At 72.6% G+C, this 19,897-nt stretch carries 20 protein-coding genes; 11 read left to right on the top strand and 9 right to left on the bottom strand.

The window, feature by feature from the left end:
• Nucleotides 1–87 precede the first annotated feature (87 nt).
• On the bottom strand, nt 88–2,232 hold the full coding sequence (locus JOE48_RS16740) for a helicase-related protein (RefSeq protein ID WP_210031506.1): 2,145 nt from the start codon (nt 2,230–2,232) through the stop codon (nt 88–90).
• A 211-nt stretch (nt 2,233–2,443) separates the two neighbouring features.
• Nucleotides 2,444–3,331, bottom strand: coding sequence for a transcriptional regulator GcvA (gcvA, locus tag JOE48_RS16745; protein ID WP_210031508.1), 888 nt, complete (start codon nt 3,329–3,331; stop codon nt 2,444–2,446).
• A gap of 93 nt (nt 3,332–3,424) precedes the next feature.
• Here gcvA and JOE48_RS16750 point away from each other — a divergent pair, with 93 nt between their 5' ends.
• Nucleotides 3,425–4,651: an MFS transporter gene (locus tag JOE48_RS16750; protein ID WP_210031510.1), complete on the top strand. Its 1,227-nt coding sequence runs from the start codon at nt 3,425–3,427 to the stop codon at nt 4,649–4,651.
• A 210-nt stretch (nt 4,652–4,861) separates the two neighbouring features.
• Here the strand turns inward: JOE48_RS16750 and JOE48_RS16755 are convergent, their stop codons facing one another.
• Nucleotides 4,862–6,589 (bottom strand): adenylate/guanylate cyclase domain-containing protein, encoded by a 1,728-nt coding sequence (locus tag JOE48_RS16755; protein ID WP_210031511.1) that lies wholly within the window; start codon nt 6,587–6,589, stop codon nt 4,862–4,864.
• A gap of 82 nt (nt 6,590–6,671) precedes the next feature.
• Nucleotides 6,672–7,997 carry an NAD(P)/FAD-dependent oxidoreductase gene (locus JOE48_RS16760; protein ID WP_210031512.1) on the bottom strand — a complete coding sequence of 442 codons (1,326 nt, stop codon included), beginning with the start codon at nt 7,995–7,997 and terminating at the stop codon, nt 6,672–6,674.
• Nucleotides 7,998–8,261: 264 nt separating this feature from the next.
• Between JOE48_RS16760 and JOE48_RS16765 the strand changes: the two genes are divergently transcribed.
• The 3 genes from JOE48_RS16765 to JOE48_RS16775 all read left to right on the top strand — a co-directional run bounded on the left by JOE48_RS16765 (nt 8,262) and on the right by JOE48_RS16775 (nt 9,402).
• Nucleotides 8,262–8,837: a DNA-3-methyladenine glycosylase gene (locus JOE48_RS16765; protein ID WP_210031513.1), complete on the top strand. Its 576-nt coding sequence runs from the start codon at nt 8,262–8,264 to the stop codon at nt 8,835–8,837.
• 158 nt (nt 8,838–8,995) lie between these two features.
• Complete coding sequence (locus tag JOE48_RS30375) at nt 8,996–9,196, top strand: alcohol dehydrogenase catalytic domain-containing protein (protein ID WP_409518637.1); 201 nt, start codon at nt 8,996–8,998, stop codon at nt 9,194–9,196.
• A complete protein-coding gene (locus JOE48_RS16775; protein ID WP_245252856.1) occupies nt 9,196–9,402 on the top strand; it encodes a hypothetical protein in 207 nt (68 codons plus the stop codon). The genes JOE48_RS30375 and JOE48_RS16775 overlap by 1 nt, the downstream gene beginning before the upstream one ends.
• Here the strand turns inward: JOE48_RS16775 and JOE48_RS16780 are convergent.
• Nucleotides 9,399–10,235: a helix-turn-helix transcriptional regulator gene (locus tag JOE48_RS16780; RefSeq protein WP_210031514.1), complete on the bottom strand. Its 837-nt coding sequence runs from the start codon at nt 10,233–10,235 to the stop codon at nt 9,399–9,401. The genes JOE48_RS16775 and JOE48_RS16780 overlap by 4 nt on opposite strands.
• Nucleotides 10,236–10,332: 97 nt before the next feature.
• Between JOE48_RS16780 and JOE48_RS16785 the strand changes: the two genes are divergently transcribed.
• A complete protein-coding gene (locus JOE48_RS16785; RefSeq protein WP_210031515.1) occupies nt 10,333–11,232 on the top strand; it encodes an SDR family oxidoreductase in 900 nt (299 codons plus the stop codon).
• Nucleotides 11,233–11,305: 73 nt separating this feature from the next.
• On the opposite strand, the gene JOE48_RS16790 is transcribed toward JOE48_RS16785, so the two are convergent.
• Nucleotides 11,306–13,486, bottom strand: a complete 2,181-nt coding sequence (locus JOE48_RS16790) for an ATP-dependent RecD-like DNA helicase (RefSeq protein WP_409518588.1) — start codon at nt 13,484–13,486, stop codon at nt 11,306–11,308.
• A 464-nt stretch (nt 13,487–13,950) separates the two neighbouring features.
• Here JOE48_RS16790 and JOE48_RS16795 point away from each other — a divergent pair, with 464 nt between their 5' ends.
• Together JOE48_RS16795 and JOE48_RS16800 are read left to right on the top strand one after the other, a co-directional pair.
• Nucleotides 13,951–14,181: a hypothetical protein gene (locus tag JOE48_RS16795; protein ID WP_210031518.1), complete on the top strand. Its 231-nt coding sequence runs from the start codon at nt 13,951–13,953 to the stop codon at nt 14,179–14,181.
• A gap of 44 nt (nt 14,182–14,225) precedes the next feature.
• The gene (locus JOE48_RS16800; RefSeq protein ID WP_210031520.1) at nt 14,226–14,642 is read left to right on the top strand and encodes a DUF1236 domain-containing protein; all 417 of its coding nucleotides are present in this window, start codon (nt 14,226–14,228) and stop codon (nt 14,640–14,642) included.
• Nucleotides 14,643–14,735: 93 nt separating this feature from the next.
• Here JOE48_RS16800 and JOE48_RS16805 read toward each other — a convergent pair whose 3' ends face one another.
• The 3 genes from JOE48_RS16805 to JOE48_RS16815 form a co-directional block, all read right to left on the bottom strand.
• Entirely contained in the window at nt 14,736–15,134 is a 399-nt protein-coding gene (locus JOE48_RS16805; RefSeq protein ID WP_245252857.1) for a hypothetical protein, read from the bottom strand.
• 170 nt (nt 15,135–15,304) lie between these two features.
• Complete coding sequence (locus JOE48_RS16810; protein ID WP_210031522.1) at nt 15,305–15,658, bottom strand: hypothetical protein; 354 nt, start codon at nt 15,656–15,658, stop codon at nt 15,305–15,307.
• Between the two features lie 103 nt (nt 15,659–15,761).
• Complete coding sequence (locus JOE48_RS16815) at nt 15,762–16,862, bottom strand: L-dopachrome tautomerase-related protein (protein WP_210035841.1); 1,101 nt, start codon at nt 16,860–16,862, stop codon at nt 15,762–15,764.
• A gap of 206 nt (nt 16,863–17,068) precedes the next feature.
• Between JOE48_RS16815 and JOE48_RS16820 the strand changes: the two genes are divergently transcribed.
• The 4 genes from JOE48_RS16820 (at nt 17,069) to JOE48_RS16835 (ending at nt 19,850) form a co-directional block, all read left to right on the top strand.
• Nucleotides 17,069–17,314: a DUF6894 family protein gene (locus tag JOE48_RS16820; protein WP_210031524.1), complete on the top strand. Its 246-nt coding sequence runs from the start codon at nt 17,069–17,071 to the stop codon at nt 17,312–17,314.
• A gap of 1 nt (nt 17,315) precedes the next feature.
• Nucleotides 17,316–18,356 (top strand): Holliday junction branch migration DNA helicase RuvB, encoded by a 1,041-nt coding sequence (gene ruvB, locus JOE48_RS16825; RefSeq protein ID WP_210031526.1) that lies wholly within the window; start codon nt 17,316–17,318, stop codon nt 18,354–18,356.
• A gap of 198 nt (nt 18,357–18,554) precedes the next feature.
• Nucleotides 18,555–18,782: a hypothetical protein gene (locus tag JOE48_RS16830; RefSeq protein WP_210031528.1), complete on the top strand. Its 228-nt coding sequence runs from the start codon at nt 18,555–18,557 to the stop codon at nt 18,780–18,782.
• A gap of 45 nt (nt 18,783–18,827) precedes the next feature.
• The gene (locus JOE48_RS16835; RefSeq protein ID WP_210031529.1) at nt 18,828–19,850 is read left to right on the top strand and encodes a chemotaxis protein CheB; all 1,023 of its coding nucleotides are present in this window, start codon (nt 18,828–18,830) and stop codon (nt 19,848–19,850) included.
• Nucleotides 19,851–19,897 lie beyond the last annotated feature (47 nt).

Raw genomic sequence — 19,897 nt, forward strand, 5'->3', positions numbered from 1 at the left:
AAATCCTGTCCCCGTAACCAACGTCACCTGAAAAAGCCCGCCGCGCCAACCGCGCAGCGGGCTTTTTTCATGCCCGGATGCCGCGTTTCACCGCGCCCCGCCACTCCGCCGGCTGCGCCGCTCCGCCTTGCGGGTCGCGGTCTCGCGCAGGTGCTGCTCGATGGCGTCGTTGGCGTGGCCGCGCATGTGGCGGATCGCCTCCACGTCGTCGAAGGTCTCGGGGAAGCGCCGGGACAGCCAGAGATAGGCGCTGGCGAGCTTCACGGTCCGCTCCTGGTAGTCGAGCGCGCCCGCGAGGTTGCCGCGCAGCGCCGGGACCGTGAGGCCGGCGGCCCGGGCTTGGCACCAACGCTCCAGCAGCCCCATGGCGATCTCGTCGCGCCGGTCGATCGGGCAGACCGAGAAGGCGAATTTCTCCTCGATCGGCAGCCGCGCCCGGTCGACGATCCGGGCGACGTCGAGCACCTCCTCCAGGGCCGAGGGCTGGAACGGCGAGCCCGCGTAGAAGGTCGCCCGGGCGAAGTGCGTCAGCACCTCGTACAGGCTGTGCGTGCGCATCTCCTCGGCGACCGAGCGGATCGCCCCGAGATCCGGGCGGACGAAGAAGCGCGTGTCGGCCGCCGGCGCCGTCGGGGCGCCCGAGAGAGCGGTCCGGATCGGCTCGGCGGCATACGGGTCGGTCGCCGCCACGTAGCCGACATCCTGATGGCCGTAGCGGCCGGCCCGGCCGGCGATCTGCCGGATCTCCGAATGGGTCAGCGCCCGCTCGGCGGTCCCGTCCCACTTGCGCACCGCCGAGAACACGATCCGCTTGAGCGGCCCGAGATTGAGCCCCATGCCGATCGCGTCGGTGGTCACCAGCACGTTGGCCTCGCCGGAGCGGAAGCGCGCGGCCTCGGCGCGGCGGACCTCCGGCGACAGGGCGCCGTAGATCGTCGCGACCCGGTGGCCCCGCGCCACGAGGATTTCGCGGTTCTCGTGCACGGCCCGGCGGGAGAAGGCCACGACCGCGTCGCCGGCCTCGACCTTCTCCAGGGGCACCGGCTCCTCGATGAGCAGGAGCGGCGACTTGCGGGTGAAGGGGATCACCTCCAGGGACTCGTTGGCGGCCTCGGCGGCGCGGCGGACATACGACAGGGCGTCGTCGGAGCCGCAGACGATCACGGTCTTGGCGGCGACGCCGAACAGCGCGTTGGTCCAGGCCCAGCCGCGGTCGGGATCCGACAGCATCTGGATCTCGTCGATCACCGCGACGTCGATCGGTCGGGTCAGGTCGACGGTCTCGATGGTGCGGGCGGTGTGGGTCGGGTTGGCCTCGCCCAGCACCTCCTCGCCGGTGATCATGCCGGCGCGCAAGCCCCGCTCCCGCAGGGTCTCGTAATTCTCCAGCGCCAGGAGCCGGAGCGGCGCGAGGTAGGCCCCGGTCTCGGCCGCCGTCAGATGCTGGAGGGCCGCGTAGGTCTTGCCGGAATTGGTCGGCCCCATGTGGAACAGGATTTTCCGGTTGAGGCGCCGGGCGGCGGTGAAGCGCTCGATATAGGCACCGAAGCCGACCTGATCGCGCAGGCGGCGCAGGCGCGAGCCTTCGCGCGCCACCGCCTTGGCGTGCCGACGGACGGGGGTGAGCGTGTCGTTGAGGCCGCGGGCGAGCTTCGGGCCGTAGGTGAACACCCGGGATCGGAGCGAGCGGTCCATATGGGCGATGTAGGCGGCGGCATCGGCCCCAACCTCGCGCAGGTCGACGAGGAGCTGTGCCCGCAGCCGGTCGACGGGCTTGTGCAGGGCGCGCGTGGCCTGGAGGGCCGTTCGCGCCACCGCCTCGCGTAAGGGCTCCAGGCGGTGCGCCGGGTCGTTCCGGGCCGCCATGCGGGTGAGGATCTCGGCCGCCTCCGGCTCGGGGGCCATGTCGACGCGCAGGTCGAGGCGGCCGTTGTCGAGGAGCGGGATCTCGGTCCGGATCAGCCAGGTGATGCGGTGGTCCTTGGTCACCACGGCCCGGAGGGCGGGGATCGCCTTCCGGATCGCCGGGATGCCGGTCTCCGCGAAGACCCGGGCCGCCTGCATCTCGCGCAAGGCGCCGGCGACGCGCTCGTCCGCCACCTCGGCGCCGTAGTCGGGCAGCGCGAGATGGGTGAGGAGCCGGTCGAGGTCGACCGCGTCGGGGGACAGGCCGAGCCGGTCGACGGATTCGATCAGGCTCTCGATCGTCGGACGAAGACGCTTGCGCGCCATGCGGTCACCTTCGGCAGAAGCGTCTCACGCCAACCCGGACGCGGTCGGGGGCGTTCCGGATCCGATCCATGCGCCGGGCGGACGAGGCGCGCCATCCCCGTATGCACGTCACCGCCGTCTTCGCGAGCGCAGCGAAGCCATCCCGTCGGCGCCATGCCGGCCGAGGTCGGGCTGCCCTGGGTCGCTTCGCTGCGCTGGCGAAGACGGGACGTCACGGTTGCCGGGCCGCCTCGGCGAGCCAGCCGCAGAAGGCCCGCACCGCCGGATCCTCCGCCCGGGGCTCCGGGACGTAGGTGTAGTAGCTCCGCGCCGGCAGGGCGGGGCCCGCGAAGGGCAGGGTCAGGCGGCCGGCCGCCACGTCGTCGGCGATCAGCCGCTCGGGCCCCATGGCGACGCCGAGCCCGTCGAGGGCGGCCTGAAGGGTCAGGTAGAAATGCTCCAGCGTCACCGTGGCCTGCGGCGCCAGGTCCGGGACGCCCGCCGCCCGCAGCCAGTCCGGCCAGACCCGCGGCAGCGTTGCCGCGTGCAGCAGCGTGTGCTGCCGGAGATCCTCCGGCACCTGGAGCGGCAGCCGCCGCAGCAGGTCCGGGCTGCAGACCGGGATGCGCCGCTCGGACAGGAACGGCTCGGCGCGATGGCCCGGGCGTTGATCCGGACCGCCGCGAATGGCGACATCGAACGGGTCCGCGAGCTGCGCCAGGGGCACGTTCGAGGTCGTCAGCCGCACCTCGATCGACGGGTTGGCCACCTGGAAGCCGGACAGGCGCGGGATCAGCCAGCGCAGGGTGAAGGTGGCGAGTGCGTTCACGTGCAGCAGGCGCGGTCGGCCACGCTCGGCCTGGCGGGCCGTGGCCAGGGCGATGCGGTCGAGGGCGGCGCCGATCTCGGTGGCGTAGGCGCTGCCGGCCTCGGTGAGGGCCACGCGCCGGTTGTGGCGCTCGAACAGCGGCACCCCGAGCCAGGCCTCCAGCGTCTGGACGTGCCGGCTGACCGCGCCGTGGGTCACCCGCAGCTCGTCGGCCGCCCGGGTGAAGCTCCCGTGCCGCGCGGCCGCCTCGAAGGCTTTCACGGCGTTGAGCGGTGGCAGACGGCGATGCACGGGTCAGGTTTCCTCACGCGTGCGTCAACATAAGTCGTTTGTCAGCCACGAACCAGGCGGCCATCCTGTGACCGAACCACGAAGGATGGCTGGATGTCCGTCGCGTCCGATCTGACTGCGTCTTCCGAACATGCCGCGCTGCCGGACGCCCGGCGCACCCTGGTGGCCACCGGCGTGAATCACGCCCTGCATGATGGCTACACCGACCTGATCTACGTGCTGCTGCCGGTCTGGCAGGCGGAGTTCGGCCTCGACTACGTCGCCCTGGCGTTCCTGCGCTCGCTCTACAACGGGGCGCTGGCGGCGCTGCAGATGCCGGCGAGCCGCCTCGCCCAGGCATGGGGCGCCCGGACCGTGCTGGTGCTCGGCACCGTGCTCAGCGCGGCGGGCTACGCGATCGCGGGCGCCTCGGGCGGACTCGTCGGCCTCGGGATCGGCCTGCTGCTCGGCGGCGCCGGCAGCAGCACCCAGCATCCCCTGGCCTCGGCGGTGATCGCCCGGGCCTACGGGACCGACGCCCGCGGGCCCCTCGGCACCTACAATTTCACCGGCGATCTCGGGAAGGCGGCGGTGCCGCCCGTGGTCGGCCTCCTGCTGACCCTGACGGGCTGGCGGCACGCGCTCTGGGTGATCGCCGGGGCGGGGATCGTCGTGGCGCTGGCGGTCGGGCGGCTTCTGCCGCGTGAGCCGGAGTCACGCGGCGGGCGTGCGGCGGCGAAACAGATGACGCACCGGGCTTCCGGCGGATCGGGCAGCCGCACCGGCTTCCGGCTGCTCGTCGCCATCGGCATGCTCGACAACGCCGCCCGGCCGGCCTTCCTGCTCTACCTGCCGTTCCTGCTGCAGGAGAAGGGCGCCGCGCTGACCACGGTGGGCCTCGCCCTGTCGCTGGTCTTCGTCGGCGGCGCGCTGGGCAAGGCCGTGTGCGGGCGCCTCGGGGCGCATCTCGGCGTGACCCGGACCGTGATCCTCACCGAGAGTGGGACGGCGCTGGCGATCCTGGCGGTGATCGTCCTGCCGCTGGCCCCCGGGCTGATCCTGCTGCCGCTGCTCGGCGTGATGCTGAACGGCACCTCGTCGGTGCTCTACGGCACGGTGCCGGAATTGGCCCCTGGGGGCCGGGTCGAGCACGCTTTCGCGGTGTTCTACACCTGGACGCTCGGCGGCAGCGCGCTCGCGGCGCCCCTCCTTTACGGAAGGCTCGGCGACGCGGCCGGCCCGCACTGGGCGGCGGTGGCGGCGGCCGGGACGGCGCTCGCCGTGGTGCCGCTGATGCTGGCCCTGGCGCCGCGCCTCGGGACGGAGCGGCAGCGGGCCTGAGGCCCGGGATCCGCATCCATCAGACCGCGCCTCAGACCGACAAACCCGTCATTCCGGGACTGCGCGGCAGGGCCCGGAATCCGGAACCTCGGCGCGCTGCCGGCATGGCGCCGCCGGCGGTTCCAGGTTGCCCGCCGCCGGCGTGCCCCTTCGGGTCCGGGCTCGCCTGCGGCGCCCCGGAAGGACGGTGCGTCCCCTCCAGGCACGGCGTCAGAGGCCGCCCAGGGTGCTGACCCGGACGGCCTCCGACCGGCCGTCCACCGCGATGTCGCGGATCGCCTCCGGCGTCACGCGCGCTGCCCGGTAGACCGCCTCCGACACCACGGCCACGCAGCTCAGGGTCTTGGTGAGGCCCTGCAGCCGGGACGCGACGTTGACGGTGTCGCCGAGCGCGGTGAAGCGCGCGTCGGTCGCATCCCCCATCTCGCCGACGATCGCGGGGCCGGCATGGACGCCGACGCCGTAGCGCAGGATGTGCTCCAGATCCTCCGCCAGCAGCCGGTTCAGGGTCTCGACGGCGTCGGCGATGCCGTCGATCGCCCGCAGCGCGTTCCGGGCCGCCTGCTCGGGCTCGGTCTCCAGGCCGAACAGGGCCAGGAGCCCGTCGCCGAGGAACTGGTTGGTCGAGCCGCCGGCCTCCCGCACCGCATCGCCGACCGCGCTGAGGAAGCGGTTGATGATGAACACCGTGTCGTAGGGCAGGCGCTCCTCGGCGAGCCGGGTCGAGCCGCGCAGGTCGACGAACATCGCCACGATGAAGCGCTCCTCGCCGGATTGCGCCCGGTCGAGCAGGTCCGCCTGGCGCATCCGCGGCTGCGGCGGCAGCAGCGGCACCACCGACAGGTCGGTCTCGGGCCGGAACTGGCAGGCGAGGCGGACGCCGGGACCCGCCGCGATCCGCTCCAGGACGGCCCGCTCGGCCCGGCCCGGGGCCGGCGTGCCGTCGCTGCCATCGGTCACCCGGATCCGGCAGGTCGAGCACCGGCCGCGGCCGCCGCAGACGCTGGCATGGGGAATCCGGTTGCGGCGGCTTGCCTCCAGGACGCTGGTGCCGCGGGGCACCCGGACCACCCGCCCGTCGGGGTAGCTGAGACGGATCGTCCCGCGCTTGACCTCCGCGAAGGTCCGCGCGCCCCGCGCCGCGATCACCGCGCCGACCAGGGCCGCGTAGGTCAGGAGCATCCGGTCCCGGATGCCGGTGAGCCGCGCCACCTGATCGGGCAACCCGACATGGACGGGCTTGAGCGCCTCCGCGCGCCAGGCCGGGTCCTGCGCCAGGGCGAGGATCATCCGGCCGCCCTGCGCGAAGCCCAGCAGCGCCAGGACCGGCACCAGGACCGCGAGGGCCAGCAGCCAGGGCGCCGCGCGCGCGAAGGCGGGCTTCAGCCGGAGCCAGAAATACAGCCCCGTGCAGCCGTGGATCCAGGCGATGACCAGCACGGCGACCTGCATCAGGCCGAGCGGCGGCGACGCCACCCAGAAGGCGTAGAGTTCCTGCGCGTAGCCCTTGTCGAGCCCCTCGGTGACGAACGAGATCCGGGTCCCGGTGATGTGGCTGATCAGCAGCGGCGGGATCAGCAGGCCGGAGACGAGCTGCAGGGCCTCGGAGGGCCGCCAGCGGAAGAAGCGGGCGGCGTAGAGCGCCTGGAGTCCGAGGAGCAGGTGGCCCAGCAGCGCGCCGTAGAGCAGCGTCAGCCCGAGCGGGTTGAGCCAGAGTGCCGAGGCGAGGCTGAGCCCGTCCTCCATGGCGTCGAGGGAGATGTTGCCCAGCGCGTGATTGCTCAGATGGGTGAGCACGTAGCCGAACAGGATCAGGCCGCTCGCCAGCCGCAGGCGGCGCAGGGTCAGGGGCGGCCGGGATCGCGCGGCAGGTGTGGCCGGCCGGGCCTTCGCGGGATCCTCGGTGAGCTGTCGCGTCGCGATCGAGGCTGTGCGCATCGTGCTGGGAGATCCGATCGGATCGGCCGTGGGCCCGCAATTCGCCGACCCTGGTACCAGCAAGACTTCCGGCACGTCCGATTTATTTCTGTTCGGGCCCCGTTCGCGGGTCGAGAGGGGGCTCGCCCGCGAAGGCCAAGAGGACCTCGTCGGCGGCCCGCAGCCCGGATTCGTAGGCGCCGCGCACGGTGGTGAAGGCATCGGGGGAGGTCGCCTCGCCGGCGAAGAACAGGCGGCCCTCCACCGGCGCCGCCAGGATCGCGCGCTGGCCGGCCGCGCCGGGCCGGGCATACGCGTAGGAGCCGCGCACCGACGGGTCCTGACCCCAGCGCGTCACGGTGAGGCCGGACGCCCGCCGGCGGAACGCCGCGCCCAGCAGCCCGGCCAGCTCGTCGAGGGCGAAGGCGGTGGCGGCTGCGTCCCCGGCCCGCTCCAGCTCCCGGGCGAGGGCGCCGCCGAAATACCCCTCGATCACCGGCCGGCCGAACGGGCGCAGGTGATAGGCACCGGTGCGCGCGCTGCGCGGGTTGCCGATCAGGTGCCCGTCCGCCGGCAGCGCCTCGGGCGCGGCGAGGTGCAGGAAGACCTTGTTGGCGAGCCCGAGCGGCAGGTCCTGCGCGGCCGCCTCCTTGTCGGGCAGCGCCGGCGCGAAGCGGAGTCCGCCCTCCGCCAGGACGTTGGTCGAGACCGTCACGACGACGGCGCGGGCCTGGAGGGTGCCGCGCGGGGTCTCCAGCCGGATCGGACCGGCCCCGCCATGATCGATCCGGGTCACCGGCGTGCCGAGCGTCACCGGCTGGCCGGCGCCGTACGCCGCCACCGCGCGCCCGTAGCCCTCCGCCACCCGCCAGTCCGATCCGTGGACGCGGTAGCGGGCCGAATCGTGGAGCGAGAGGTCCGCGAGTTCGGCACCGCTCACGTAGCCGCTCACCGCGTCGAGGAGCGGGTTCCACGGATTGCCCGGTTCGAGGAGGTCGGCGAGGGGGCGGTCAACCGGATCCCGCGCCGCTGCCGCCTGTCGCGCCGCGAAGGCCTCGGCGGCCGCCTCGTAGGCCGCCTGGTCCTCCGGCGGGAAGCCGAGATCGCGGTGCTGCACGTCCCAGGGGGCGGGGGTGCGGTCGACCTGCAGGCCGAGCGCCTCGGCGATCGGCAGCCAGGGGTTGCTCTCGGCGCCGTGCAGCCAGCCGCAGCCGAGGTCGAGGGGGGCACCGGTCGCGGGGGGCACGATCGTGTGGGCCCGCCCGCCAGGGCGCTCCGCCGCCTCGACCACGCGGATCCGCAATGCCGGCCGCCGTTCGGCCAGCCGGCGCGCCGCGGCGAGGCCCGCGGCACCCGCGCCCACGATGGCGACATCGGCCGTCTCGGAAGTGCTCAGGTCCCGATGCCTCCCCGGCGCGATCGTGTCCATGTGGTGGATTCAACCCGAGGGACGCGGCGTGGGTTGCCCGATCGGGAAGCCGCGGCTGCCCGTCTCGATCATCGCCTCGTCGCTCCGGGGTCGCGCAGCGGAGCCCGGACCCGGAGGGCAAGCCGGAGGCGGGCAGTCCGGAGCCGTCGGCACTCCAAGGTCTTGAACGCTTTGCATTTCTGGTTCCGGGCTCGCCTGCGGGGCCCCGGAACGACGGGGCGGATGCGTGGGTTGCGGAATCGAGCAGCCCGACCCGGAGCCCCGATGCTGGACACGTATTTCGCCCGGAGCGCCACCGCCGTGGCGCCCGACCTGGTCGGCGCCCGGCTGTTCGTCGGGGAGGCCGGCGGCGTGATCGTCGAGACGGAGGCCTACGACCGGACCGACCCGGCCTCGCACAGCTTCAATGGTCCGACGCGGCGCAACGCCAGCATGTTCGGGCCGCCCGCGCACGTCTACGTCTACCGCTCCTACGGGATGCACTGGTGCCTGAACCTCGTCTGCGCGGCCGGCGGCGCGGTGCTGATCCGGGCGATCGAGCCGACACAGGGGCTCGCCGCCATGCGGGCGCGCCGGGGCACGGCGGAGCCGCGGCTGCTCTGCGCCGGTCCTGGTCGCCTCGCCCAGGCGCTCGGCATCACCGGCGCGCTGGACGGAGCGCCCCTCGGGCAGGCGCCGTTCCGCTTCGAGCCCCGCATGGGGGCGGCCGACGTGGTGAGCGACCGGCGCATCGGGATCACGCGCGGCGCGGAGACGCCCTGGCGCTTCCTGCTCGCCGGCTCCCGGTTCGTCAGCCGGCCGGCACGGCGGCCCCTATCCGGGACGCCCCTTCCGCCCTGACTCCAGGATGATCCCTGCTCCGGCTGTCGCGCCGGCGGCCCGCAGCGCCGGCGGCGTATCCACCGCCGCAGATCTGTCTTCGTGCACTGGAGGGCCCGTGCTGGTCCTGACGAAGCCGCGGGCCCTACCGCGTGCCCGTCGATCGCAAGCCGGTTCCCGTGTGCGAGCATGTTGAGGATGCGATCATCCGGGTTACGCGGACCAGCATCTGCGGATCTGATCTTCACCTGTACCATGGCATGGTGCCGGATACGCGCGTCGGCATGACGTTCGGCCACGAATTCACGGTCGTGGTCTTCGGTGCCGGACCGGTCGGCAGGCGTTCCGGTACAGCGAGTCCCAGTGGGCGCATTGGCTGATGCTGATGGCGGCCGACCGGGTGAACGTCGTCGAGGGCGTGGTCGACGACCTCGCGCGGGGCCGCGTGCCCAACGTCCCGGCCGAGATGGGCGCCCGGGCCGAGCTGGCCCACAACCGGTCCGGACTGGCGGCCAAGCTCGCGCTCACCGGCGCGGCGATCGGGCTCGGGATCCTGGTCACGCGTCTGGCGCGGGCCGAGCGCTAGGGCCGTTCCGGCCGGCGCTCCTGCAGCAGCGTGCGGATCCGGTCGCGGACGACCTCGGCGACCGGGCTGTAGACGATCAGGCCGAGATCGGGCCGGCCGTCGACCGCGAAGGCCGAGTATTCCAGCTCGATCCAGCCCAGGACGGGGTGCCGGATCTGCTTGACCCCGTCCCCGTGCGGGTGGACGTCGTTCTCGCGCCACAGGGCGGCGAAGTCCGGGCTGGTCCGGCAGAGCTCGTCCACCAGCGCGCCGACCTCCGACACGGCGCCGGCCCGGGCCGCATCCGCCCGGAACGCGCCGACCACGACCCGGGCCACGCTTTCCCAATCGTGCTGCGCCGCCCGCACCCGCGGGTCACCGAACATGCGGCGCAGGATGTTGCGCTCACCGGGCGGGACGGTGGCCCAGTCGGTCAGCACCACGGCGGCGGCCGGGTTCCAGGCGACGACGTCCCAGGTCGCGGTCTTGACCAGCGCCGGGCTGGTCTCGAGCGTGTCGAGCAGCCGCTGCAGCCGCGGCGTGATCCCCGCGGCCGGCCTGTAGCGGACCTCCGGCGGCCGGCCGAGGGCCAGCATGAAGATGTGCTCGCGTTCGGGCTCGGTCAGCATCAGCCCGGTGGCGATGCGGTTCAGCACGTCCGCCGAGGGCGCGCCGCCGCGCCCCTGCTCCAGCCACGTGTACCAGGTCGCGCTGATGTTCGCGCGCTGGGCGACCTCCTCCCGACGCAGGCCCGGCGTGCGCCGCCGCCCGGCGAAGCCGAGGGCGGCCGGATCGAGCTTGGCGCGCCGGTCTCGCAGGTATGTGCCCAGAAGCGTCTCGGAACCGGCCGGCATCGCGATCCTGTTAGCCGCTATACCCGTATACGATCACGTCTTTAACAGGATGGACCGCGCGCCGACACTGGGGCTCCCCCATCAACGGACGCGATCCATGCGCATCTTCCTCACCGGCGCCACCGGCTTCATCGGCTCGGCCCTGATCCCGGACCTCCAGGCGGCCGGGCATCAGGTCCTCGGCTTCACCCGGTCCGATGCCGGGGCCCGCAGGCTCGCCGAGGCCGGGGTCGAGCCGCTCCGGGGCGACCTCACCGACCTCGACCGCCTGCGTGACGGCGCCGCCCGGGCCGACGGCGTGATCCACGCCGCCTTCGACCACGACGATTTCACGAACTTCGTCGCCAATTGCGAGAAGGACCGGCGTGCCATCGCGGCGCTCGGTGAGGCCCTGAAAGGGTCTGACCGGCCTCTGGTCATCACCTCGGGGACCGGGATCGGCTGCCCCGCGCCGGGCGTCCCGGCGACCGAGGACGTCTTCAACACCGCGCATCCGAACCCCCGCATCGCCTCCGAGCTGGCGGGGGCGGCTCTGTTGGAGGCGGGGGTGAACGTCTCGGTGATGCGCCTCCCGCAGGTCCACGACACGGTCAAGCAGGGGCTCGTGACCTACCTGATCGACCTGGCCCGCCGGACCGGCGTGTCCGCCTCTATCGGGGACGGGGCCAACCGCTGGCCGGCGGGGCCGGTCTACGACGTGGCGCGGCTCTACCGGCTGGCCCTGGAGGCGGCGCAGCCCGGCGCGCGCTACCACGCGGTCGCCGAGGAGGGCGTCCCGGCCCACGCCATCGCGGCGGTGATCGGGCGGGGCCTCGGCGTGCCGGTCGTCAGCCTGCCGCCCGGGGAGGCCGGCCATTTCGGCTGGCTCGCCGCCTTCGTCGGCCTCGACATGCCGGCCTCCAGCGCCTGGACGCAGGCCCGGCTCGGCTGGGCGCCGACCGGGCCGGGGCTGATCGCGGATCTCGAGCGGATGGATTACGGCACGGTGCGGGTTTAGCGGCCGCCGCTTCCGCCCCCTCCCCACCGCAGCGGGAGAGGGGGGCGGTGGCGGGTCTGACCGCCCTTCGGCTTCACCGGCTCAGCCAGTCCCGCAGCTTGGTCCAGCGTGGCTTCTGGGTGCCGCCGCGGACCGCCACCGCCACGGCCTTGCGCTGCCCGAGCAGCACCACGAGCCGCTTGCCGCGCGTCACCCCCGTGTAGAGGAGGTTGCGCGCCAGCATCGTCCAGTGCTGCATCGCCAGCGGGATCACCACCGCCGGATATTCCGAGCCTTGCGATTTGTGGATGGTGGTGGCGTAGGCCGGCACCAGCGTGTCGAGCTCGCCGTAGGGGTAGACGACCTCACGGCCCTCGAAATCGACGATCACCGCGCCTTCGTCCTGATCGATCCGCGCCACGGTGCCGAGGTCGCCGTTGAACACCTCCCGGTCGTAGTCGTTCTGGCTCTCCATCACCCGGTCGCCGGGGGAGAAGCGCCAGCCGAAGCGTTCCACCGAGACCGGCGGGTTCGGGTTCAGCACCGCCTGGAGTTCGTGGTTGAGGTTGCGCGCGCCGAGCACGCCGCGCTGCATCGGGGTGAGCACCTGGACGTCGCGGACCGGATCGAGGCCGAACCGGGCCGGGATCCGCCGGGTCACCACCTCGATCAGCGTCTGCACCGCCGGCTCGGGCTCGTTGATCGCGATCCAGTGGAAGTCGCTCTCGGCGCCGCGGGGGGCGGGCTCGGGCATCGTGCCCGCGTTGATCCGGTGGGCGTTGACCACGATCCGGCTCTCGGCCGCCTGCCGGAACACCTCGGTGAGCCGCGCCACCGGCACCGCGCCGGAGGCGATCACGTCGGCGAGCACCTGGCCGGGGCCGACCGAGGGCAGCTGGTCGACGTCGCCCACGAGGAGCAGGCCCGCATGCTCCGGCACCGCCTTGGTCAGCGCGTTCATCAGCGGCACGTCGACCATCGAGGTCTCGTCGATCACCAGCAGGTCGCAGGGGAGGGGGTTCTCCTCGTTGCGCGAGAAGCCGCCGTGCTTGGGGTCGATCTCCAGCAGGCGGTGGAGGGTCTTGGCCTCCAGCCCCGTCTGCTCGCTCATACGCTTGGCCGCCCGGCCGGTCGGGGCGGCGAGCAGCACCCGGACCCCCTTGGCCTGCAGGACCCGCAGGATCGTGTCCAGCGTCGAGGTCTTGCCCACCCCCGGCCCGCCGGTCACCACCGCGAGCTTGGCGCCGAGCACGAGCCGCACGGCCGCCTCCTGCGACGGCGAGAGCGTCTTGCCGGTCTTCTCCGCCACCCAGGACAGGGCCCGGGCGAGGTCGATCTCCGGCCAGGGCGGGCCGCCCGCCGCCCGGCGCCGGAGCCGCTCGGCGATGGCCCGCTCGGCCGCGTGCAGGCCGGCCAGGAAGATGCAGGCCTTGTCGCCGATGATGTCCTGGACGACCTCGCCGGTCTCCAGCACGGCGAGGAGCGCCGTGCGGATCAGCGGCGCCTCCACCCCGAGGAGGTCGACCGCCAGCGCGACGAGATCCGCCACCGGCAGGGCGCAGTGGCCGGCATCGGTGGCGGTCTGCAGCGCGAAGGAGATCCCGGCCCGCAGGCGCTGGGGCGCCTCCCGGGTCAGCCCGAGCTTCATCGCGATGGCGTCGGCGGTCTTGAAGCCGATGCCGCGGATGTCCTTGGCCAGCCGGTAGGGATCCTCGGTCATGACCGCGATGGCCGCGTGGCCGTAGGTCTTGAAGATCCGCACCGCCCGGGCGGTCCCGACGCCGTGCGCGTGCAGGAACAGCATGATCTCGCGCACGGCCTTCTGCTCGGCCCAGCCGGCGACGATGCGGGCGGCGCGCTTGGGCCCGATGCCCGCGACCTCGGTGAGCCGGCCGGGCTCGGCCTCGATGATCTCGAAAGTGCCTTCCCCGAAGGCCGCCACGATGCGCTTGGCCATGGCGGGGCCGATGCCGCGCATGTGGCCGGAGGCGAGATACTTCTCGATGCCTTCGACGCCTGTGGGCGGCGTCACCTTGAGCGTGTCGGCCTTGAATTGCAGGCCGTGCTGGCGGTCCGTGTGCCAGATGCCGGTGGCGGTGATCCACTCGCCCGCGCCGATCGCCGGCGCGTGGCCGATCACCGGCACGAGATCGCGCTTGCCACGCGCCTGGACCTTGAGGACGCAGAAGCCGGTTTCCGGGCTGTGGAAGGTGACGCGCTCGATCGTGCCGGCCAGCGCCTCGACGGGCTGATGGCGGTCGACAGGCTGTGGCATCGCGCGCTGGTTCATGCCCGGACCGGGTGCGTCCAGGCGGGCGCGCCCAAGAGTTCAGATCGGAGAGTCCACAAGCAGGGGTTCTCACCCGAGAGTCGAAGATCGGGGCTCTCGGGAGGCGCGGCAACGGGGCCACGGCCGGCTGGCCGGGGACGGCGCCGCGACCCGTCGTCACGCGCGGGACCGACGCGGGACATGCTGCGCCGATGGCATCCCGCCCACGACGCGCCGTCGAACCACGCCGCGGGCGGGGAGCCACCGCACCACCAAAGCGCTGGGCGCCGACTCGGTGCGCCGATGCAAACGGCACATCTGACCTGTCCAGTCGGTTGGGATGTACTCGATTGCCCGCAATCAATACGCGTCTTCAACGGTGGCGGCCCACTGTTGTACAGGTGGTTTTGTATGGAACCCTTTTTCGCGCTTGCCGTTGCTGCCTTCGATTGAACTCTGGAGGCTAACTTATGCGGAACATCATTCTCTCGGGCGCCCTGTTCGCGGCTCTGTGCGGTGCGGCGAGCGCCGAGGAGACCACCGTTATTCGCCGCGACGGGCCCGCCGTCGTCGATCACCGCGACACCACGGTCGAGCGCCGTGAGGTCACCACCGGCAGCGTCGATTGCGGCTCGAAGACCGTCCACAAGGAGGACGGCATGGGCAATTCCAAGACCATCCACAAGGAAGGCTGCAACTGAACTCCCGCGGCTGACATCGCTCTGACGCTCACGGAGACGCGCACATGACCGACAGGCTCCTCCTCGCGCTGGCGACCGCCGGCCTCTTGTCCCTGCCGATGGCCGCCCAGGCGCAGGGCACCCTGCGCGGGGCCGCCGAGGGCGCCGATGCGGGCGCGGCGGCGGCGGGCCCGGTCGGCGGCATCGTCGGCGGTGCGGTCGGCGCGGCCACCGGCACGGTCGGCGGCATCCTGGGCGTCGACGATCGCCCGCGCTTCCGCAGCTACGTCCGCGAGCGCGGTGCGCGCTCGTACAGCTGGGGTGGCCCGGTCCGGGTCGGCACCGTTCTGCCGGAGGACAGCGTGACCTATTACGACGTTCCCACCGAGTACCGGGTGCGTCCGGGCTACCGCTACACGATCGTGAACGACCAGCCGGTCCTGGTCGATCGCACCCACCGCATCGTCGAGGTCATCGACTGACGATCGACGGGCGCCGGGTACTCCGGCGCCCGCCCACCACCGGACGGCCTGACCGCAAGGACAGAACAGCGACGTTCGAGACCCTGGCGCCGATCAGCCCCGTGTGAGCGCCGCGTCCGGCACGGTCAGGGTGATCCGGTCCTCGGTCGCGCCGTGGCGCCGCTCCACATTCGCCTCGAGCTGCCACAGGCACATCCCCGAGAGCAGCGAGCCGAAGCCGTGCCCGGGCCGCGGCTCGGCCACGCGGGCCATACGCTCGCGCCAGACCAGGGTCAGCGCCTCCGCGTCCCGATTCCAGGTCACCGACAGCGACCCGGCGTCGGACCCGAGCGCCCCGTATTTCACCGCGTTCGTCGCCCATTCGTGCAGCATCCTCGCCGGCGACGAGACGTGCCGCCCGTGGATTGCCACAAGGGGGCCCTCGATCACGGTCGGGACGTTGTCACGGTCGGGCCGGAGCGTCGCGCCGATCAGGCCCGCGAGATCGCTCATGCCCTGGCCGGCGCTGGGATCGGCGAGCGGATGCGCCCGCCCGAGGTCCGGCTCAGTCCGGTCTCGTACGCAGACAGCCGATCCGTTTGCGCGGGGCTGACGTCGGAGTGGGCTGCGAAAAGAAAGCGCACCTCGCCCGTCAAGGCCTTCAGCTTCGCCAAGTCGCGGCCCTAGCGCGGCGCGGCGAGCCGGCAGGCCGCGCCGCTCGCCCGGGGCCAGCCATAGTAGATCGTCTCGGCCTGCGCGGTCGCACCAGCGGCAATCGCCGGGACCGCAGCCGTCGGCGTGTCGAGGATTGCCCCGCCGGCACCCGTGAACGTGCACTGGACGGCCACCTCCGTCACCGGATCGGGCCCCGTGTTCCGCAGCGCGAACAGGGCGCGCTGCGGCTCGTGCGAGTCTGGCGGTGTGTGAAGCCGGGTCTCCTGGACGACGAGGGCGCCGTCGGCCCGCACCGGCGAAGCGGCGCCGAAACCCGCAGCCAGCAGCACGGGACAAAGCCGGGAGAACCTCAGGGCCTGCATGATCCGTCCAATCCTCCGTCGCGCGCCGGGCCGCGCCACCGATGCGTCCCGCATTCAACGCTCGACCGCCCCTCCCGGGTCTCCGGCCTGCTCCGGCCGCCGCTCAGTTGCGCAGCGGCTTGGCGTCGATCTGCATCCGGTAGATCGTCGTCGGAAACTTCACGGCCGAGGCCTCGCCGCCGTTCATCGCCGGGGTCCGGTTCATCTGCGCGGCCGGGATCCACAGGCCGCCCTCCTCGTCGATCCATAGCGCGTCGACCCAGACCAGCCGCGGGTCCTGCACCAGCGTGCTCATCGTTCCGTCCGGAGCGATCTTGAGGATGCGCAGGCCGTCGGTGTCGCTCGCGTAGATCGTGCCCGCCGCGTCGATCACGGTGCCGCCCGTGGCCACCGTGGCGGCGAACAGCTTGACGTGTTTGGCCCGCTCGTCGTCGCTCAGGGAGGCGTCGTCGAGATACTGCGTCTCGATGCTGTAGAGCGGGCCGGTGCAGGCTTGGTAGTAGAAGGTCTTGCCGTCGGGCGAGACCTCCAGCTGGTCGGCGTGGATGAACAGCAGCTTGCCCTTGTCGTCCCGCAGCACCCGGCCCTGGCCGGTGAGCGGGCGCTGCGCGATCGTCGACCAATGACCGTCGAGGACCCGGCGCAGGCCGCCGGTCGAGAGGTCGAGCACGATCAGCCCGGGCTGGCCGGCATCCGTCAGGTAGACGCTGCGGCCGTTGAAGCGGAAATCGTCGATGAAGCTCTTGTCGGTGGTGGCCGCCTGCAGCGGGTAGACCTTGCGCACGGCGTTCCGGGCGAGGTCGATCTGCACGAGCTTGGGGCCGCCCGGCAGCGGCGCCGCACCCATGCCGGGCGCACCCTTGTCGACCACCCAGAGATCGCCGTCCGGGCCGATCCGGATGGCGTTGACCGCCACGAACGCCTTGGCCGGGTCGTCGCCCTGTTTCCAGGCGTTCCAGCCCGCGTCGGGGAACGGCACGGCTTTCCCGTCCCGCCACTCGCCGAGTTCGATCCCCTCGTTCTGGCTCTGGCGCTGGAACGGCGAGAACAGCCGGCCGTCCTGGGAGCGGGTGATGCCGTTGAAGACGAGGCTGTCCGACTGGATCATGGGCTTGAGCGCGTCGGGCCCGGCCGGGGCCTCCGCGGCGCGGCCGGGCGTCGCCAGGCCGGCGGCCAGCAGGAGGGCGAGGAGCGAGGCGCGCATCATGGGATCCCGGGGCCGGCGAGGAACGGTCTGGGCGGTAAGCCGGCCGGGCGGGCCCTGTTCCGTGCCACCCCGATCGGCCACACCGGATCGGCGTCGCGCCCGGCCGGGGCTGCGACCCTTCGCCGGGGCTGGATCCTGCGAAGTTCAGAACATATAGTGAACAAATAGGAACGCCGCACGGGGCGGACGAGGAGGAGCGAGGGATGGCTCGGTACCGGTTCCACTGCACCAACGGTCTCGAATGCGTATTCGATGCGCGCGGCACGGAGGTGCGCGCCGCAACACGCCTGGTCGATCGCGCCCGGAAGGTCGCCTCCGACGTGCGGCAATCCCTGGCGAACCGGACCGACTGGTCCGAGTGGCGGGTGAGCGTGCACGACATGTCCGGCCGGCGGGTCCTGGTGCAGCCGTTCGAGTCGGCGGCGGACCGGATCAAGGTGGCGGCCTGAGATGGCCGCGCCGATCAGGCCGCTCCGGCAGGGGCCGCCGGTCCCGCCGCAGGCCGCCGCGGCCGCCGGAGAGCCGGACCAGACGATCCGTCCGCTGAGCCTGTCCGAGTTCATCGGCCAGCGGGCGGCGCGGGCGAACATGCAGATCTTCATCGAGGCGGCGAAGAAGACCGGGCAGGCCCTCGACCACGTGCTGTTCGTCGGCCCGCCGGGCCTGGGCAAGACCACGCTGGCCCAGATCGTGGCGCGCGAACTCGGTGTGAACTTCCGCTCGACCTCCGGGCCGGTGATCGCCAAGGCCGGGGATCTCGCCGCGCAGCTGACCAACCTCGACGAGCGCGACGTGCTGTTCATCGACGAGATCCACCGGCTCAACCCGGTGGGGGAGATCCTCTACCCGGCCATGGAGGATTACCAGCTCGACCTGATCATCGGCGAGGGCCCGGCGGCGCGCTCGGTCAAGATCGAGCTGCCCAAGTTCACGCTGGTCGGCGCCACGACGCGCGCGGGGCTCCTGACCACGCCGCTGCGCGACCGGTTCGGGATCCCGATCCGGCTGGAATTCTACGAGATCGACGAGCTGGAGCAGATCGTGGCCCGCGGCGCGCGGGTGCTGGGCCTCGGCATGTCGGCGGAGGGCGCCAACGAGATCGCCCGGCGGGCGCGGGGCACGCCGCGGATCGCGGGGCGCCTGCTGCGGCGGGTGCGGGACTTTGCCATCGTGGCGGAGGCCGAGACGGTGACGCGGGCGATCGCCGACCGGGCGCTGAAGCTGCTCGACGTCGACGAGGCGGGTCTCGACGTGATGGACCGCAAGTACCTGAGCCTGATCGCGCGCTCGTTCGGGGGCGGGCCGGTGGGCATCGAGACGATCGGGGCGGCGTTGTCGGAACCGCGCGACGCGATCGAGGACATCATCGAGCCCTACCTGATCCAGCGCGGCTTCGTGCAGCGCACCCCGCGCGGGCGTGTCCTCACCAGGCACGCCTACCGCCATATGGGCCTCGCCGTGCCGAAGGTCGAAGCGGCCGCAGCCGCCTAAAATCTCTTGCGCCGAACCGGTGACCACTTCGGCGGACAATGCTCTCGCGCCGGTGTGCCGCGTCCACGGGGCGGATCGAGCCCGCATTGGACATCCGGGGCCGCCGGGCGCATGCTGCGTGCACTATCAGCGGATGTCGATCCGGGCGCTGGTGGCTGAGAGACGCGCGCTCTCGCCTGCAGTGAACGGAGTGCCGTCATGTCTGATCTGCCGTCCAGAACCCGAGCGCCGGGCGGATACGACCGCTGGCTCATCGAGACCTCGCAGCTCGCCATCCTGCAGTCGCGCGCGCTGCTGGAACAGACCGAGCCGCTGCTCCAGGCGCCCACCCGCCTAAACGCGCCGTCCGCGACGCTTCGGGTGCCGGCAGGCGCCGGCGCGTCCCACCGCTCCGCAACCCGGCCCGGTGAGCGAGCAGAGATCTAAGCTGCCGGCCGCGTTGTTTCCTCAGGGGCGTAGGAGCGGCGTAGCATGAGCAATCGCGACATCCTCGTCATCGGGGGCTCGTCCGGAGCGACCATCCCGCTCAAGACGATCCTGAGCACGTTGCCGAAGGACCTGCCGGCGGCGGTGTTCGTCGTGGTCCACATCCCCGCCCGAAGCCTCGGCCTGCTCGCGACCGTGACGGCCGCGGCATCCCACCTGCCGGTCCACCCGGCGGCGGACGGCATGGCGATCACCCCCGGCAACATCTACCTGGGCATCCCCGACCACCACCTCATCCTGGCGGACGGGCGGATCCGGCTCGGGCGCGGCCCCCGCGAGAACATGGCCCGGCCCTCCATCGACCCGCTGTTCCGCTCGGCCGCCATCGCGTACGGACCCCGGGTGATCGGCGTGCTCCTGAGCGGCCTCCTCAACGACGGGACGGCCGGCCTGGATGCGATCAAGCGCTGCGGCGGCCTCGCGCTCGTGCAGGACCCGGCGGACGCGATCGCCGACGAGATGCCCCGCAGCGCGCTGTCGGGCCTGGAGGTCGATCTCACCCTTTCGGCGCTCCGGATCGGCGACGTGCTCGCCGATCTCGTGCGCGATCCCGCCGGCCCGCCGCGGCCGGTGCCCCCGGAGCTGCGGCTCGAGGTCGACATCGCGGCCGGCTCCCGGGTCGACAGCGACGTGATCGGCCGTCTGGGCAGCCCCGCGGCCCTCTCGTGCCCGCAATGCGGCGGCGTCCTCTCGACCATGGCGAGCGGCAAGCCGCTGCGCTTCCGCTGCCAGGTCGGCCACGGCTATACGGCCGAGCTCGTCGCCAAGGAGCAGGAGAACTCGGTCGACGAGGCCCTGCGGGTGGCTCTGCGCATCATCGAGGAGCGGGCCGAGCTGGTCCGGCGCATGGCCGCCGACGGCCGCAGCGCCGGGCGGCGGGCGCTGGCCGAGATGTACGAGGAGCGCGCCGCCGAGTATCGCGCCTATGCCGAAACGATCCGGAACGCCGTCCTGAAGGCGCTTCCCTCGCCCGAGCCCTCGGGTAATGAGGGAGCACAGGAGGAGTGATGCGTGGCCCGGCTTCGATCTCGGCGGGCGGCGGGGAACCGCGGTTC

The organism is Methylobacterium sp. PvR107 (genome assembly GCF_017833295.1).
Taxonomy (GTDB): domain Bacteria; phylum Pseudomonadota; class Alphaproteobacteria; order Rhizobiales; family Beijerinckiaceae; genus Methylobacterium.

What these genes read in the sequence shown, in the direction of transcription:
- JOE48_RS16740 (WP_210031506.1), bottom strand. Translation starts at nt 2,232, where the DNA reads ATGGCGCGCAAGCGTCTTCGTCCGACGATCGAGAGCCTGATCGAATCC.
- JOE48_RS16750 (WP_210031510.1), top strand. Translation starts at nt 3,425, where the DNA reads ATGTCCGTCGCGTCCGATCTGACTGCGTCTTCCGAACATGCCGCGCTG.
- JOE48_RS16755 (WP_210031511.1), bottom strand. Translation starts at nt 6,589, where the DNA reads ATGCGCACAGCCTCGATCGCGACGCGACAGCTCACCGAGGATCCCGCG.
- JOE48_RS16760 (WP_210031512.1), bottom strand. Translation starts at nt 7,997, where the DNA reads ATGGACACGATCGCGCCGGGGAGGCATCGGGACCTGAGCACTTCCGAG.
- JOE48_RS16765 (WP_210031513.1), top strand. Translation starts at nt 8,262, where the DNA reads ATGCTGGACACGTATTTCGCCCGGAGCGCCACCGCCGTGGCGCCCGAC.
- JOE48_RS16775 (WP_245252856.1), top strand. Translation starts at nt 9,196, where the DNA reads ATGCTGATGGCGGCCGACCGGGTGAACGTCGTCGAGGGCGTGGTCGAC.
- JOE48_RS16780 (WP_210031514.1), bottom strand. Translation starts at nt 10,235, where the DNA reads ATGCCGGCCGGTTCCGAGACGCTTCTGGGCACATACCTGCGAGACCGG.
- JOE48_RS16785 (WP_210031515.1), top strand. Translation starts at nt 10,333, where the DNA reads ATGCGCATCTTCCTCACCGGCGCCACCGGCTTCATCGGCTCGGCCCTG.
- JOE48_RS16790 (WP_409518588.1), bottom strand. Translation starts at nt 13,486, where the DNA reads ATGCCACAGCCTGTCGACCGCCATCAGCCCGTCGAGGCGCTGGCCGGC.
- JOE48_RS16795 (WP_210031518.1), top strand. Translation starts at nt 13,951, where the DNA reads ATGCGGAACATCATTCTCTCGGGCGCCCTGTTCGCGGCTCTGTGCGGT.
- JOE48_RS16800 (WP_210031520.1), top strand. Translation starts at nt 14,226, where the DNA reads ATGACCGACAGGCTCCTCCTCGCGCTGGCGACCGCCGGCCTCTTGTCC.
- JOE48_RS16805 (WP_245252857.1), bottom strand. Translation starts at nt 15,134, where the DNA reads ATGAGCGATCTCGCGGGCCTGATCGGCGCGACGCTCCGGCCCGACCGT.
- JOE48_RS16810 (WP_210031522.1), bottom strand. Translation starts at nt 15,658, where the DNA reads ATGCAGGCCCTGAGGTTCTCCCGGCTTTGTCCCGTGCTGCTGGCTGCG.
- JOE48_RS16815 (WP_210035841.1), bottom strand. Translation starts at nt 16,862, where the DNA reads ATGCGCGCCTCGCTCCTCGCCCTCCTGCTGGCCGCCGGCCTGGCGACG.
- JOE48_RS16820 (WP_210031524.1), top strand. Translation starts at nt 17,069, where the DNA reads ATGGCTCGGTACCGGTTCCACTGCACCAACGGTCTCGAATGCGTATTC.
- ruvB (WP_210031526.1), top strand. Translation starts at nt 17,316, where the DNA reads ATGGCCGCGCCGATCAGGCCGCTCCGGCAGGGGCCGCCGGTCCCGCCG.
- JOE48_RS16830 (WP_210031528.1), top strand. Translation starts at nt 18,555, where the DNA reads ATGTCTGATCTGCCGTCCAGAACCCGAGCGCCGGGCGGATACGACCGC.
- JOE48_RS16835 (WP_210031529.1), top strand. Translation starts at nt 18,828, where the DNA reads ATGAGCAATCGCGACATCCTCGTCATCGGGGGCTCGTCCGGAGCGACC.